Origin of the sequence: Kluyvera sichuanensis, assembly GCF_040930405.1 — a bacterium.
Lineage (GTDB): Bacteria > Pseudomonadota > Gammaproteobacteria > Enterobacterales > Enterobacteriaceae > Kluyvera > Kluyvera sichuanensis.
On the sequence record NZ_CP162271.1, the window covers coordinates 2,152,063 to 2,167,231 of the forward strand.

Consider the following 15,169-nt stretch of genomic DNA (forward strand, 5'->3'; position numbering starts at 1 on the left):
CCCGGAGTCGGCGCTTTGCACCTCGTCCGGGCTACGTAATATGTAGCCCGGCCGAGCGCAGCGACGCCGGGAATGCCGCACACATAAAAAAAGGGCCAGTTTTCACCGGCCCTTTCTCAACGTTGCTCAACGATTACTCTTCAGCATCGTCCGCGACGTCGTCATCGCTGTCGGTTTCCGGCGCGATATCATCGTCGCCTTCCGCCACGCTACCGTCGATAGCGTCCAGCTCTTCGTCATCAACCGGCTCGGCCACGCGCTGCAGACCCACTACGTTTTCATCTTCCGCAGTACGGATGAGGATAACGCCCTGGGTGTTACGCCCTACCACGCTGACTTCCGACACGCGAGTACGCACCAGCGTACCGGCATCGGTGATCATCATGATCTGGTCGCAGTCGTCGACCTGCACCGCGCCCACCACGGAGCCGTTACGCTCGGTGACTTTGATAGAGATAACGCCCTGCGTCGCACGCGACTTGGTCGGATACTCTTCGGCAGCGGTACGTTTACCGTAGCCGTTCTGGGTCACGGTCAGGATTGCGCCTTCGCCGCGTGGAACAATCAGCGATACCACGCTGTCATTTTCCGCAAGCTTAATACCGCGTACGCCGGTCGCAGTACGACCCATTGCGCGGACGGCATCTTCTTTAAAGCGCACCACTTTGCCGGCGGCAGAGAACAGCATGACTTCATCGGTACCGGAGGTCAGGTCAACGCCAATCAGCTCGTCGCCTTCGTTCAGGTTCACCGCGATAATACCGGCAGAACGCGGACGGCTGAACTCGGTCAGCGCCGTTTTCTTCACGGTACCGCTAGCGGTCGCCATAAAGACGTTCACGCCCTCTTCGTACTCGCGTACCGGCAGGATGGCGGTGATACGTTCGTTCGCTTCCAGCGGCAGCAGGTTGACGATCGGACGGCCACGCGCGCCGCGGCTAGCTTCCGGCAGCTGATAAACCTTCATCCAGTACAGACGACCACGGCTGGAGAAGCAGAGGATAGTGTCATGGGTGTTGGCCACCAGCAGGCGGTCGATAAAGTCTTCTTCTTTAATACGGGCAGCTGACTTGCCTTTACCGCCACGACGCTGAGCTTCGTAATCGGTAAGCGGCTGATATTTGACGTAACCCTGGTGAGACAGCGTGACGACAACATCTTCCTGGCTGATCAGATCTTCGATATTAATATCGGCGCTGTTGGCGGTGATTTCGGTACGACGCGCGTCGCCGAACTGTTCGCGAACCAGTTCCAGCTCTTCGCGGATCACTTCCATCAGACGCTCGGCGCTGCCCAGAATGCGCAGCAGTTCAGCTATCTGTTCCAGCAGCTCTTTGTACTCGTCGAGCAGTTTTTCATGCTCAAGGCCGGTCAGTTTCTGCAGACGCAGATCCAGAATCGCCTGTGCCTGCTGTTCGGTCAGGTAGTATTTACCGTCACGAACGCCAAACTCAGGTTCCAGCCACTCTGGACGCGCCGCGTCATCACCCGCACGTTCCAGCATCGCGGAAACGTTGCCCAGTTCCCACGACTGTGCCACCAGGCCCGCTTTCGCTTCGGCTGGGGTTGGCGCGCGACGGATCAGTTCAATGATCGGGTCAATGTTAGCCAGCGCAACGGCCAGCGCTTCCAGGATGTGCGCGCGATCGCGTGCTTTACGCAGTTCGAAAATGGTACGGCGCGTCACCACTTCACGGCGGTGACGCACGAACGCAGCGATAATCTCTTTCAGGTTCATGATCTTCGGCTGACCATGGTGCAGGGCAACCATGTTAATACCGAAGGAGACCTGCAGCTGGGTCTGGGAATAGAGGTTGTTCAGTACCACTTCCCCGACCGCATCGCGTTTCACTTCAATCACGATGCGCATACCGTCTTTATCAGACTCGTCACGCAGCGCGCTGATGCCTTCAACGCGTTTATCTTTTACCAGCTCGGCGATTTTCTCGATCAGGCGCGCTTTGTTCACCTGATACGGAATTTCGTGCACGATGATGGTTTCACGACCGGTTTTGGCATCGGCTTCGACTTCCGCGCGGGCGCGAATGTACACTTTGCCACGACCAGTACGATAGGCTTCTTCAATCCCGCGGCGGCCATTGATGATGGCGGCAGTCGGGAAATCCGGGCCTGGGATGTGTTCCATCAAACCTTCGATGGTGATGTCTTCGTTGTCGACATATGCCAGACAGCCGTTGATCACTTCCGTCAGGTTGTGCGGTGGAATGTTGGTGGCCATACCTACGGCGATACCAGAGGCACCGTTAACCAGCAGGTTAGGAATTTTGGTCGGCATTACATCTGGAATACGTTCGGTGCCGTCGTAGTTATCGACGAAGTCCACCGTCTCTTTTTCCAGATCGGCCATCAGCTCATGGGCGATTTTCGACATACGGATTTCCGTATAACGCATCGCTGCGGCGGAGTCGCCATCGACAGAACCGAAGTTACCTTGACCATCTACCAGCATGTATCGCAGCGAGAATGGCTGTGCCATACGGACGATAGTGTCATAGACGGCAGTATCACCATGCGGGTGATATTTACCGATCACGTCACCCACGACACGGGCTGATTTTTTGTAGGCTTTGTTCCAGTCATTGCCCAATACGTTCATGGCGTAAAGTACGCGACGGTGTACCGGCTTCAGGCCATCTCGGACATCCGGTAGCGCACGGCCAACAATGACCGACATCGCATAATCCAGATAAGAGTTCTTTAGCTCTTCCTCAATGTTGACCGGTGTAATTTCTCTCGCAAGGTCGCTCATCTAACCGCTATCCCTCTACTGTATTCCCGGATTCAAAGGTCGCAAATTATAACACATTAGCGTAAAGACAGGTAAACCCATTAGCACCCCGCGAACGCTTTATTCACACCGTGGTACTGATATACTCGCTCTCAATAACGAAATAAGGAGCAGGAACAGCCATGAATGCCGAAAAAGCTGCGGTAGCGCACAACGTAGACCACGAAGAGATCGCCAAATTCGAGGCCGTCGCGTCACGCTGGTGGGATCTGGAGGGGGAATTTAAGCCTCTGCACCGCATTAACCCGCTGCGTCTGGGCTACATCGCCGAACGTTCCGGCGGCCTGTTTGGCAAAAAAGTGCTGGATGTCGGCTGCGGCGGCGGCATTCTGGCCGAAAGCATGGCGCGTGAAGGTGCGACGGTCACCGGCCTGGATATGGGCTTTGAGCCGCTGCAGGTGGCAAAGCTGCACTCGCTGGAAACCGGTATTCCGGTCGACTACGTGCAGGAAACCGTCGAAGAGCATGCGGCAAAACACGCCGGGCAGTATGACGTGGTGACCTGCATGGAGATGCTGGAACACGTTCCAGACCCGCAGTCGGTGGTGAAAGCCTGCGCCCAACTGGTGAAACCCGGCGGTCAGGTCTTCTTCTCCACGCTCAACCGCAACGGCAAATCCTGGCTGATGGCAGTAGTTGGCGCGGAGTACATTCTGCGCATGGTGCCCAAAGGCACTCACGACGTGAAGAAATTCATCAAGCCGGCCGAACTGCTGAGCTGGGTTGACCAGACCGTGCTGAAAGAGCGCCATATGATTGGCCTGCACTATAACCCAATCACCAACAGCTTTAAGCTGGCACCGGGCGTAGACGTTAACTATATGCTACACACCACCGCAAAAGCAGAGTAAATCTGCGCTCATGGCCTGATGACGCTTATCAGGCCTACGTGCCCCCTACCAATCATTAGGGTGTATTTACGACAAAATTGCGCTACATCATATTGCGCAATTTCCCCCTTCGACGAAGAAATCAGCACTCGATCAAATTTTCATTTTTTTTTGCAAATTATTGACATTCCCGCCAGCCCTTACGTGCCGTGGACTTAGCGTTTTTTACCCTTTATCAACCTCAAGTTAACGCCAAAATCAACCCTTGTGCTCAAAAGAATCCAGACTAGAATACTCACCATATAGCGTTTAATTAATCAACGAACCCCTACATGTAGTATTTATCCACAGGTTTTGTTACAACGGCAATTGTGGATAAATCAGGGGATATTTTCCTTTTCACGGACAGGTAAAAATCACATGAATCAGAGTCTGCTGGTGACGAAGCGTGACGGCCGCACAGAGCGCATTAACCTCGACAAAATTCATCGCGTGCTGGATTGGGCCGCCGAAGGGCTGCACAACGTTTCGATTTCTCAGGTCGAACTGCGTTCACACATCCAGTTCTACGACGGGATTAAAACGTCCGACATTCATGAAACTATCATCAAAGCAACCGCAGACCTGATCTCCAGCGAAGCACCAGACTACCAGTACCTGGCCGCGCGCCTGGCGGTATTCCACCTGCGCAAAAAAGCCTACGGCCAGTTTGAGCCACCGGCACTGTTCGACCATGTCAAACACATGGTTAACCTGGGTAAATACGACAATCATCTGCTGGAAGACTATACGGAAGAAGAGTTCAAGCAGATGGACTCGTTCATTGTTCATGACCGTGACATGACCTTCTCCTACGCTGCCGTTAAGCAGCTGGAAGGGAAATACCTGGTACAGAACCGCGTGACCGGCGAAATCTACGAGAGCGCCCAGTTCCTCTATATTCTGGTCGCGGCGTGCCTGTTCTCGAACTACCCGCGTGAAACCCGTCTGAGCTACGTGAAGCGCTTCTACGACGCGGTTTCCACGTTCAAAATTTCTCTGCCTACGCCGATTATGTCCGGCGTGCGTACCCCAACTCGTCAGTTCAGCTCTTGCGTACTGATCGAGTGCGGCGACAGCCTGGATTCCATCAACGCCACCTCCAGCGCTATCGTGAAATACGTTTCCCAGCGCGCCGGTATCGGCATCAACGCCGGTCGCATCCGTGCGCTGGGTAGCCCGATTCGCGGCGGTGAAGCGTTCCACACCGGCTGTATTCCATTCTATAAGCACTTCCAGACGGCGGTTAAATCCTGCTCCCAGGGCGGTGTGCGCGGTGGTGCGGCCACCCTGTTCTACCCAATGTGGCACCTGGAAGTCGAAAGCCTGCTGGTGCTGAAAAACAACCGCGGCGTGGAAGGCAACCGCGTGCGTCATATGGACTACGGCGTACAGATCAACAAACTGATGTACACCCGTCTGCTGAAAGGTGGCGACATCACCCTGTTCAGCCCGTCCGACGTCCCAGGCCTGTACGATGCGTTCTTCGCCGACCAGGACGAGTTCGAACGTCTGTACACAAAATATGAGAACGACGACAGCATCCGCAAACAGCGCGTGAAAGCGGTCGAACTGTTCTCCCTGATGATGCAGGAACGTGCCTCTACCGGTCGTATCTACATTCAGAACGTTGACCACTGCAACACCCACAGCCCGTTTGACCCGGTAGTCGCGCCGGTGCGCCAGTCTAACCTGTGCCTGGAAATCGCCCTGCCGACCAAACCGCTGGACGACGTTAACGACGAAAACGGCGAAATCGCCCTGTGTACGCTGTCCGCCTTCAACCTGGGCGCTATCAAAAGCCTGGACGAGCTGGAAGAGCTGGCGGTGCTGGCCGTGCGCGCACTGGATGCCCTGCTGGACTACCAGGACTACCCAATTAAAGCCGCTGAACGTGGCGCAATGGGTCGTCGTACGTTGGGCATTGGCGTTATCAACTATGCCTACTGGCTGGCGAAAAACGGCAAGCGCTACTCCGACGGCAGCGCCAACAACCTGACGCACCAGACCTTCGAAGCGATTCAGTACTACCTGCTGAAAGCCTCCAACGAGCTGGCGAAAGAGCAAGGTGCCTGCCCGTGGTTCAATGAAACCACCTACTCGCAGGGCATTCTGCCGATCGACACCTATAAGAAAGACCTGGATGCGATTGCCAACGAGCCGCTGCATCTGGATTGGGAAACGCTGCGTGAGTCCATTAAGACCCACGGCCTGCGTAACTCCACGCTCTCTGCCCTGATGCCGTCCGAGACCTCTTCGCAGATCTCCAACGCCACCAACGGCATCGAACCGCCGCGCGGCTACGTGAGCATCAAAGCGTCGAAAGACGGTATCCTGCGCCAGGTGGTGCCGGACTACGAACACCTGCACAACGCTTACGAGCTGCTGTGGGAAATGCCGAACAACGACGGCTATCTGCAATTGGTGGGTATCATGCAGAAGTTTATCGACCAGTCGATCTCGGCCAACACCAACTACGATCCGACGCGCTTCCCATCTGGCAAAGTCCCGATGCAACAGCTGCTGAAAGACCTGCTCACCGCCTATAAATTTGGCGTGAAGACCCTGTACTACCAGAACACCCGTGACGGTGCGGAAGATGCGCAGGACGATCTGGCCCCTTCCATTCAGGATGACGGCTGCGAAAGCGGCGCCTGTAAGATCTAATAACGATTGCCGGGCAGCGACACGCTGACCCGGCCTTTGATTTCCGTATCGACCAAAACCTTATTCGGTGTACGGATTTATTTGCGATGATATTGTAAGCAGGTAAGTAACCGCCATCCGGCATTACTCTCCAGACAGGATTGACATCAATGGCATATACCACTTTTTCACAGACGAAAAACGATCAGCTCAAAGAGCCGATGTTCTTTGGCCAGCCGGTCAACGTGGCACGCTACGACCAGCAGAAATATGACATCTTCGAAAAACTGATTGAAAAGCAGCTCTCCTTCTTCTGGCGTCCGGAAGAAGTTGACGTGTCCCGCGACCGTATCGACTACCAGGCACTGCCGGAACACGAAAAGCATATATTCATCAGCAACCTGAAGTATCAAACCCTGCTGGACTCCATCCAGGGCCGTAGCCCGAACGTCGCGCTGCTGCCGCTGATTTCCATTCCGGAACTGGAAACCTGGGTTGAAACGTGGGCGTTCTCTGAAACCATCCACTCGCGCTCTTACACCCACATCATCCGCAACATCGTCAACGATCCGGCGATTGTGTTTGATGACATCGTCACCAACGAGCAGATTCAGAAGCGCGCGGAAGGCATCTCCAGCTATTACGATGAGCTGATCGAGATGACCAGCTACTGGCACCTGCTGGGCGAAGGCACCCATACCGTTAACGGCAAAACCGTGACCGTGAACCTGCGCGAGCTGAAAAAGAAACTCTACATCTGCCTGATGAGCGTAAACGCGCTGGAAGCGATTCGCTTCTACGTCAGCTTCGCCTGCTCCTTTGCCTTCGCCGAGCGCGAACTGATGGAAGGCAACGCCAAAATTATTCGCCTGATCGCCCGCGATGAAGCACTGCACCTGACCGGCACCCAGCACATGCTGAACCTGCTGCGCAGCGGCGCGGATGACCCGGAAATGGCGGAGATTGCGGAAGAGTGCAAGCAGGAGTGCTACGACCTGTTCGTACAGGCGGCGGTGCAGGAAAAAGAGTGGGCGGACTATCTGTTCCGCGACGGCTCAATGATTGGCCTGAACAAAGACATTCTGTGCCAGTACGTTGAGTACATCACCAACATCCGTATGCAGGCGGTTGGCCTGGATCTGCCGTTCCAGACCCGATCCAACCCGATTCCGTGGATCAACACCTGGCTGGTGTCCGATAACGTGCAGGTTGCCCCGCAGGAAGTGGAAGTGAGTTCCTACCTGGTCGGCCAGATTGACTCGGAAGTCAATACTGACGATCTCAGCGACTTCCAGCTCTAATGAGCCGCGTTTTTCTGCGCATCTCTGGCACGCGTTTACAGTGCCAGGATGAACACCCTTCCCTGCTGGCGGCGCTGGAATCTCACAACGTTGAGGTGGAATACCAGTGCCGCGAAGGCTACTGCGGCTCCTGCCGCACGCGGTTGGTGTCGGGCCAGGTTGACTGGCTGACCGAGCCGCTGGCTTTTATCCAGCCGGGTGAAATTTTGCCCTGCTGTTGCAGGGCAAAGGGCGATATAGAAATTGAGATGTAACGGTTAGTGCACCTCGTGTGCGCTAACCAGCGGCATCGCACCACGGCGCTTCATCTGCGAAATATACAGCGCCCCCGCCAGCACCACCAGCAGCGCCCCGACCAGGTAAATGGCGCGATAGCCTACCCCTTCCACCATCATCCCCATCACGAAAGCGCCAATCGCCAGTCCGGCATCCATCGCGTTGAAGAACAGCGAGTTCGCTACGCCAATTTTATGTGGTTCCACCGAACTGATAATTTGCGTCTGGAAGATAGGCGTCACCGAACCGTAGCCAATACCAATTAACGCGCCTGCCAGAATCATCGACGCGCTGCCGTGGGTGTATCCCAGTACCACCAGGCCGATAGTGAACGCCAGCAGGCAAGGATAGACCACATATTTCGGCCCTTTTTTATCGCAAATGTTGCCGGTAAAGGCTCGGCAGATCATCAGGAAAATGGCGTAGCACAGCAGGAAGTTGCTGGCGGCGGCCATCAGATCCAGCTCACGCGCATACAGGGCGAGGAACGCAGAAACGCCAGCGTAGGAGAAGGTCATAAAGAAGGTGACCAGCGCAAACGGCATGGCGGCGCGATCGAACATAGCGGAGAAGCCCAGCTTTGGCTGAGAACCATCGGCATGGCGAATGACCGGCGGCACGCGGACTATCAGCGACAGCACAATGCCGATAGCTGAGACGACGGTACACATCCAGAACGCCTGGGTAAACGCGCTATGCCGCGCCATATTCAGGCCAATCCACGGCCCAACGACCATCGCCAGCCCCATGGCTAAAGAGAAAAAGCTGATGCCCTCCCCACGTCGGGAAGCAGGAATCAGGCGCGCGGAGATCGTACCCTTCACCGTGGTGATCACCCCAAAGGTAATACCGTGCAGCACGCGAATAAAAAGCAGTGCTTCAATGGAATGACAGAACGGATACAGCGCAGTCACCGCTAAAAACGCCAGGGAGGAGAGCATCAGAATCGTTTTGTTCGAATATTTTCCCACCCATTGCCCGGCAAACGGGCGGACGATAATCGCGGCGGCGAGGAAAAAGGTCACCAGCAGCCCGGCTTTATCCGCCGTGGCATGGAGGTTATCGGCGATGTAAATCGGCAGGAGCGTGAGAAGAACATAAAATACGAAGAAGATAATAAAGCTAATAATCGTGATTGCCCAAAAATCTTTAGTCCATAATTTTTCTTTCATTTATATGCAACCTAATTAAACGGCGCGCATTATCACATTCATCACGAATATATAATTCAAGAATGCATTACAAATACAAATAATTGCGTGCGTGATTGTGTGATTCAGTCCGTAGAAAAATTATAAGCAGACGATGTAAATTAGTAAAATTAATCGTCTTAATAGCTTTAATTAGGAAAAACTAATGACACTAACGCAGATCGGCGCGCTGTTAACGGTCCTCGAATGCGGGGGATTCACCGAGGCGGGCAAACGACTGTACATGACCCAGTCCGCCGTCAGCCAGGCCATTTCCGCTCTGGAAGAGGAGTTGGGCGTCGCCATCCTGGTCCGCGAGCGCCGTAAGGCCATCACGCTGACGGTCGCAGGCGTGCGCATCGTGTCCCACCTTCGCCGCCTGATGAGCGAAGTCAGCGCGGTTAAAGAGATTGCCGAGCAGGAGAAAAAAACGCCGCTACGCCAGTTACGCATTGGCTGCTTTCCGAGTATTTGCGCCAGCGTACTGCCCGAGGTGGTGCGATATTTTGAACAGCATCATCCGAATATTAAAATCGTCCCCCACGAAGCCAACAGCGCCGAAATTATCGACGCGATTCGCGACAATAATATTGACGCCGGCTTTGTGCATATTCCGGTTGAAGGCATGTTCGTTGCCCCGGTCTATAAAGACCGCTTTGCCGTCGTGGTGCCAGATAATCATCCCTTTGCGGGGAAAAAAGCCATTTCGCTGAACGCCCTGTTTGACGAGCCGCTGATTGTCAGTAAAGGGCGCTATGAAATGAGCATCATGTCGCTGTTTGCCGGCATGAATATTACCCCCAACATTAAATACGAATTTAACCACCCCAGCACGGCGATGAGCTTTATTCGTCAGGGACTAGGCATCGCACTGCTGCCGGAGCTAACCCTGAAAACGCTGGAGCAACCGCTGCGCTCGGTACCGCTGGAGCCGCCGTTCTATCGCCAGGTGTCGCTTATCGCCAGCGAGCCTCCGGTGAGCGGTAGCCCTTTACAGTTATTACACGACTGCCTGCATCAGCTCGTCGGGGACGGGCACATCTAAGAAAGGCGATACGCAGCACATTTCTCACCATTACCCTTTTCGATTAATGCGCGAATATGTTCGAAATCAAACAAAATAATCCATACACATGACTTAATGTTGTTAAAACGAACATTGAGGACACATTATGGACAGCGCCTCTGTCAATCAATACGATGCCATCATCATCGGCGGCGGAGCCACCGGAGCCGGTATCGCCCGCGACGCCTCCCTTCGCGGGCTGAAGGTTGCGCTGGTTGAACGCTTTGATATTGCCACCGGCGCCACCGGCCGCAACCATGGTCTACTGCACAGCGGCGCACGCTATGCGGTGACCGACAGCGAATCGGCGCGCGAATGCATCAGCGAAAACCAGATCCTGCGACGCATCGCCCGTCACTGCATTGAGCCCACCAGCGGGCTGTTTATCACCCTGCCCGAAGACGACCTCAGCTACCAGCGCACCTTTATGGATGCCTGCCAGGTAGCGGGCATTCAGGCCGAAGCTATCGACCCCACGCTGGCGCGTCGAATGGAGCCTGCGGTAAACCCGGCATTAGTTGGTGCCGTGCGCGTACCCGACGGCACCGTTGACCCCTTCCGTCTCACCGCCGCCAATATGCTCGACGCGCGCGAACACGGCGCGGCGATTTTTACCGCCCACGAAGTCACCGGCCTGATTCGCCATAATGACCGCATCAGTGGCGTTCGCCTGCTCAACCACACCACCGGGCAACCGCGCGAACTGCGTGCGCCAGTGGTGGTTAACGCCGCCGGGATCTGGGGCCAGCGCATCGCCGAATACGCCGACCTGCGCATCCGCATGTTCCCGGCGAAAGGCTCGCTGCTGATTTTTGAAAACCGTATCAACCAGCACGTGATCAACCGCTGCCGCCCGCCTGCCGATGCCGATATTCTGGTGCCCGGCGACACGATTTCGCTGATTGGCACCACCTCAACGCACATTGATTACGATGATATTGACCGCTGCCGCGTCACCGCCGACGAGGTGGATATCCTGCTGCGCGAAGGTGAGAAGCTGTCACCAATCATGGCGAACACCCGCATTCTTCGCGCTTACTGCGGCGTGCGTCCGCTGGTTGCCAGCGACGATGACCCCAGCGGGCGCAACGTTAGCCGGGGCATTGTCCTGCTGGATCACGCCGAGCGCGACGGGCTGGAAGGGTTTATTACCATTACCGGCGGCAAGCTGATGACCTACCGCCTGATGGCGGAATGGGCCACCGATGCTATCTGCCGCAAGCTCAACCACAGCGGCACCTGCACCACCGCCCAAACGCCGCTGCCCGGCTCTCGCGAATCCGCAGAGAAAACGCTCCAGCGCATGATTTCCCTTCCCGCCCCGCTGCGCGGTTCAGCGGTCTATCGCCACGGCGACCGCACGCCGGAGTGGCTCGGCAACAGTCGATTGCAGCGCAGCGTGGTCTGCGAATGCGAAGCCGTGACCGCAGGCGAAGTGGAGTACGCGGTGGAAAATCTGGCGGTCAATAACCTGTTGGATTTACGCCGCCGCACCCGCGTCGGCATGGGAACCTGTCAGGGCGAGCTATGCGCCTGCCGCGCCGCTGGCCTGCTCCAGCGCTATCGCGCCGCCACTTCGGCGCAATCACTCACCCAGCTTTCTGCCTTCCTCAACGAGCGCTGGAAAGGCGTGCAGCCGATCGCCTGGGGCGATGCGCTGCGCGAAAGCGAACTGACCCGCTGGGTGTACCAGGGATTGTGCGGCCTGAAAAAGGAGCCTGAAGATGAAATTTGATAGCGTAATTATCGGCGGCGGGCTCGCCGGGCTGCTGTGCGGCATTCAGCTACAAAAAGCGGGCCTGCGCGCGGTGATTGTTAGCCGGGGCCAGAGCGCGCTGCACTTCTCTTCCGGTTCGCTGGACTTGCTCAGCACTCTGCCCGACGGCCAGCCGGTTACCGACCTCGACAGCGGGCTGGCCGCGCTGCGCGAGCAATCTCCACAACATCCCTATAGCCAGATTGGCGCTGACCTTGTGCAGCGCTACGCGCGACAGACGCAGACCCTGCTGGCAGAGTGTGGGATGAACATGCTCGGCGATATGGCAAAGCCGCATCAGCGCATTACCCCGCTGGGCACCCAGCGCGCCGCCTGGCTCAGCCCGTCGGAAGTACCGATTATTCCGCTCACACACGGGCGCATTCGGGTGGTGGGCATTAGCGGGTTTCTCGATTTTCAGCCGCACCTGGTCGCCGAATCCCTGCAACAGCAGGGATTTAATGCCGATGCTGCGGAAATCGATTTACCGGAGCTGGATGTGCTGCGCGAGAACCCCACCGAGTTCCGCGCGGTGAATATCGCCAGAGTGCTGGATGAAAAAGCACACTGGTCGGTGCTACATCAGGCGCTGCTGCCGCTCAGCGAAGGGCGCGACACGCTGGTGATGCCCGCCTGCTTTGGCCTGCGCGATACCGCGCTGTTCGACTGGCTTAACCATAACCTCCCCTGCACCCTTTCGCTGCTGCCAACGCTGCCGCCTTCGGTGCCAGGCATGCGGCTGCACGCCTCGCTGCAACGGCGGTTTGTTGCGCTGGGCGGCACCTGGATGCCGGGCGATGAAGCGGTGCGCGTCAGCCACGACAACGGCGAGGTTCGCGAAGTCTGGACACGTAACCACGGCGATATCCCACTGCGCCCGCGCTTTGCGGTGCTAGCCAGCGGCAGCTTCTTCAGCAACGGCCTGGCCGCCGGGCGCGACGGTATTCGTGAGTCGATCATGGGGCTGGATATTCAGCAGCCCGCCTCGCGCAGCGCAGGCTATCGCGATGATTTCTTTGACCCACAGCCGTGGCAGCAATCCGGCGCTATCGTCGATGCCGAACTGCATCCCGCGCTCCGGGGCTTACCTATGCGCAACCTGTTTGCCATCGGCTCGGTGCTCGGCGGCTTCGACCCGATTACCCAGGGCTGCGGCGGTGGCGTATGCGCCGTCACCGCGCTGCACGCCGCCGCGCAGATTATCCGTTTGGCGGGAGGTGAAGCATGAGCCAGCAAAGTTTCGAAAACTGCATTAAATGCACCGTTTGCACCACCGTCTGCCCCGTCAGCCGCGTCAATCCGCGCTATCCGGGGCCGAAACAGGCCGGGCCGGACGGCGAACGCCTGCGCCGCAAAGATGCCGGGCTGTATGACGAGGCGCTAAAATACTGCATCAACTGCAAGCGCTGCGAGGTGGCCTGCCCGTCCGATGTAAAAATTGGCGATATTATCCAGCGCGCCCGCGCCGACTATAGCCAGCAAAAGCCGGGCATCCGCGATACGATCCTCAGCCATACCGATCTGATGGGCACGCTCTCTACGCCGTTCGCCCCCATCGTCAACGCCGCCACCGGCCTGAAGCCGGTACGCCAGTTGCTGGATAGCGCCCTCAAGATTGACCACCACCGCGCCCTGCCGAAATACTCTTTCGGTACCTTCCGCCGCCGTTACGCTCGTCTTGCTGCACAGCAGGCGCAGTTTGCCGAGCAGGTGGCGTTCTTCCACGGCTGCTACGTCAATTACAACCACCCACAGCTCGGGCTCGACCTGATTAAGGTGATGAACGCGATGGGGATTGGCGTGCAGCTGCTCAGCAAAGAGAAGTGCTGCGGCGTGCCGCTGATTGCCAACGGGTTCTTTGACAAAGCGCGCCGCCAGGCACAAAGCAACGTTGCCTCACTGCGGGAAGCGATTGGCGGCAAAAAGCTGCCGGTGATTGCCACCTCATCCACCTGCACCTTTACGCTACGCGATGAGTACCCGCACCTGCTGGACGTCGATAACCACGACCTGCGCGACAACATTGAGCTGGCGACCCGCTGGCTGTGGCGCAAACTGGACGATGGCGCTGCATTGCCGTTAAAGCCGCTGCCACTGAAGGTGGTGTATCACACGCCGTGTCATATGGAGAAGATGGGCTGGTCGCTGTACACCCTCGAACTGCTGCGGCGCATACCGGGTATTGAGCTGCAGGTACTGGACTCACAATGCTGCGGGATCGCGGGAACGTATGGATTCAAAACGGAGAACTACCCAACATCACAGGCGATAGGCGCACCGCTCTTCGCACAAATTGAAGCGAGCGGTGCAGACCTGGTGATTACCGACTGCGAAACCTGTAAATGGCAGATTGAGATGTCCACCAGCAAGCGCTGTGAACATCCGATTACGCTGTTGGCGCGGGCGTTAGTTTAAACAACGCCTTCCAAAGGGGGAGAACGCTAGTAGCTCCCCTTTCCTTTTGGTTGTTCGGCCACGGGTTTGAATATCGCCAGACGTTCATCAAGCGCGCGGGTATAGAGATTGGTATCCACCCCTACCGCAACAAAATTAGCCCCCCACGCGAGTACTTTTTGCGCCATTTCTGGGTCAACGGCCAGGAATCCAGCGGCCTTTCCCGCGGCGCGAATGCGTCGTATGCTCTGCTCAATAACCCGCTGAACTTCCGGATGCCCGGCATTATCCGGATAGCCTAACGAGGCGGATAAATCAGCAGGGCCGATAAAGACGCCATCAATACCTTCCACTTCGAGGATCTCATCCAGATTTTCAAGTGCCGTTTTACTCTCCATCTGAATCAGCAAACACAGCTCGTCGTTGGCCTGCGCCATATAGTTCTCCACGCGTCCCCAGCGCGCGGCGCGAGCCACCCCAGCGCCAACGCCGCGGGTACCGACAGGTGGGTAGCGGGTGGCAGAGACAATATCCCTCGCCTGCTCGGCGGTATCGACCATTGGGATCAACAGCGTTCTGGTGCCAATATCCAGCACCTGCTTAATCAGGCTACGATTGCCCTCTACCGGACGAATGACCGGATGGCTGGCGTAGGGAGCAATAGCCTGGAGTTGGTGGTACAGATCCTGGACCGTATTCGGCGCATGCTCGCCGTCAATCAGCAACCAGTCGTAGCCCGAAGTGGCGGCAATTTCCGCCATGTAGGAAGAGGTCGTGCTCAACCACAGACCAATTTGCGCCTCTCCCTGCAAAAGTCCCGCTTTAAATGGATTCGATAAAATGGCGTTCATAGTGCTCCCTT

General features: G+C 56.7%; 11 protein-coding genes. 8 read left to right on the plus strand and 3 right to left on the minus strand.

The window, feature by feature from the left end; all coding sequences use genetic code 11:
* Positions 1-133 precede the first annotated feature (133 nt).
* The gene (gyrA, locus tag AB2B48_RS10510) at positions 134-2,770 is read right to left on the minus strand and encodes a DNA topoisomerase (ATP-hydrolyzing) subunit A (RefSeq protein WP_368301709.1); all 2,637 of its coding nucleotides are present in this window, start codon (positions 2,768-2,770) and stop codon (positions 134-136) included.
* Positions 2,771-2,931: 161 nt separating this feature from the next.
* Between gyrA and ubiG the strand changes: the two genes are divergently transcribed.
* The 4 genes from ubiG (at position 2,932) to yfaE (ending at position 7,879) form a co-directional block, all read left to right on the plus strand.
* On the plus strand, positions 2,932-3,660 hold the full coding sequence (ubiG, locus tag AB2B48_RS10515; RefSeq protein ID WP_185666861.1) for a bifunctional 2-polyprenyl-6-hydroxyphenol methylase/3-demethylubiquinol 3-O-methyltransferase UbiG: 729 nt from the start codon (positions 2,932-2,934) through the stop codon (positions 3,658-3,660).
* A 399-nt stretch (positions 3,661-4,059) separates the two neighbouring features.
* Complete coding sequence (gene nrdA / locus AB2B48_RS10520; RefSeq protein ID WP_368301710.1) at positions 4,060-6,345, plus strand: class 1a ribonucleoside-diphosphate reductase subunit alpha; 2,286 nt, start codon at positions 4,060-4,062, stop codon at positions 6,343-6,345.
* Positions 6,346-6,494: 149 nt separating this feature from the next.
* Positions 6,495-7,625 carry a class Ia ribonucleoside-diphosphate reductase subunit beta gene (gene nrdB, locus AB2B48_RS10525; RefSeq protein ID WP_035892621.1) on the plus strand — a complete coding sequence of 377 codons (1,131 nt, stop codon included), beginning with the start codon at positions 6,495-6,497 and terminating at the stop codon, positions 7,623-7,625.
* Positions 7,625-7,879 carry a class I ribonucleotide reductase maintenance protein YfaE gene (gene yfaE / locus AB2B48_RS10530; protein ID WP_035892620.1) on the plus strand — a complete coding sequence of 85 codons (255 nt, stop codon included), beginning with the start codon at positions 7,625-7,627 and terminating at the stop codon, positions 7,877-7,879. The genes nrdB and yfaE overlap by 1 nt, the downstream gene beginning before the upstream one ends.
* Before the next feature lie 3 nt (positions 7,880-7,882).
* Here yfaE and AB2B48_RS10535 read toward each other — a convergent pair whose 3' ends face one another.
* A complete protein-coding gene (locus AB2B48_RS10535; RefSeq protein ID WP_331387588.1) occupies positions 7,883-9,073 on the minus strand; it encodes an MFS transporter in 1,191 nt (396 codons plus the stop codon).
* A gap of 184 nt (positions 9,074-9,257) precedes the next feature.
* Between AB2B48_RS10535 and AB2B48_RS10540 the strand changes: the two genes are divergently transcribed.
* The 4 genes from AB2B48_RS10540 to glpC all read left to right on the plus strand — a co-directional run bounded on the left by AB2B48_RS10540 (position 9,258) and on the right by glpC (position 14,328).
* Positions 9,258-10,136, plus strand: a complete 879-nt coding sequence (locus AB2B48_RS10540; RefSeq protein WP_368301711.1) for a LysR family transcriptional regulator — start codon at positions 9,258-9,260, stop codon at positions 10,134-10,136.
* A gap of 127 nt (positions 10,137-10,263) precedes the next feature.
* Positions 10,264-11,892, plus strand: coding sequence for an anaerobic glycerol-3-phosphate dehydrogenase subunit A (glpA, locus tag AB2B48_RS10545; RefSeq protein WP_368301712.1), 1,629 nt, complete (start codon positions 10,264-10,266; stop codon positions 11,890-11,892).
* The gene (glpB, locus tag AB2B48_RS10550) at positions 11,882-13,141 is read left to right on the plus strand and encodes a glycerol-3-phosphate dehydrogenase subunit GlpB (protein WP_368301713.1); all 1,260 of its coding nucleotides are present in this window, start codon (positions 11,882-11,884) and stop codon (positions 13,139-13,141) included. Before glpA ends, glpB begins: the two co-directional genes overlap by 11 nt.
* Positions 13,138-14,328 (plus strand): anaerobic glycerol-3-phosphate dehydrogenase subunit GlpC, encoded by a 1,191-nt coding sequence (glpC, locus tag AB2B48_RS10555; RefSeq protein WP_185666855.1) that lies wholly within the window; start codon positions 13,138-13,140, stop codon positions 14,326-14,328. The genes glpB and glpC overlap by 4 nt, the downstream gene beginning before the upstream one ends.
* Before the next feature lie 26 nt (positions 14,329-14,354).
* On the opposite strand, the gene yfaU is transcribed toward glpC, so the two are convergent.
* Entirely contained in the window at positions 14,355-15,158 is an 804-nt protein-coding gene (gene yfaU / locus AB2B48_RS10560; protein WP_333009642.1) for a 2-keto-3-deoxy-L-rhamnonate aldolase, read from the minus strand.
* Positions 15,159-15,169: the final 11 nt, after the last annotated feature.

Coding starts and splice junctions, on each gene's coding strand:
- gyrA (WP_368301709.1), bottom strand. CDS start 2,770: ATGAGCGACCTTGCGAGAGAAATTACACCGGTCAACATTGAGGAAGAG.
- AB2B48_RS10540 (WP_368301711.1), top strand. CDS start 9,258: ATGACACTAACGCAGATCGGCGCGCTGTTAACGGTCCTCGAATGCGGG.
- glpC (WP_185666855.1), top strand. CDS start 13,138: ATGAGCCAGCAAAGTTTCGAAAACTGCATTAAATGCACCGTTTGCACC.
- nrdA (WP_368301710.1), top strand. CDS start 4,060: ATGAATCAGAGTCTGCTGGTGACGAAGCGTGACGGCCGCACAGAGCGC.
- glpB (WP_368301713.1), top strand. CDS start 11,882: ATGAAATTTGATAGCGTAATTATCGGCGGCGGGCTCGCCGGGCTGCTG.
- AB2B48_RS10535 (WP_331387588.1), bottom strand. CDS start 9,073: ATGAAAGAAAAATTATGGACTAAAGATTTTTGGGCAATCACGATTATT.
- nrdB (WP_035892621.1), top strand. CDS start 6,495: ATGGCATATACCACTTTTTCACAGACGAAAAACGATCAGCTCAAAGAG.
- ubiG (WP_185666861.1), top strand. CDS start 2,932: ATGAATGCCGAAAAAGCTGCGGTAGCGCACAACGTAGACCACGAAGAG.
- glpA (WP_368301712.1), top strand. CDS start 10,264: ATGGACAGCGCCTCTGTCAATCAATACGATGCCATCATCATCGGCGGC.
- yfaE (WP_035892620.1), top strand. CDS start 7,625: ATGAGCCGCGTTTTTCTGCGCATCTCTGGCACGCGTTTACAGTGCCAG.
- yfaU (WP_333009642.1), bottom strand. CDS start 15,158: ATGAACGCCATTTTATCGAATCCATTTAAAGCGGGACTTTTGCAGGGA.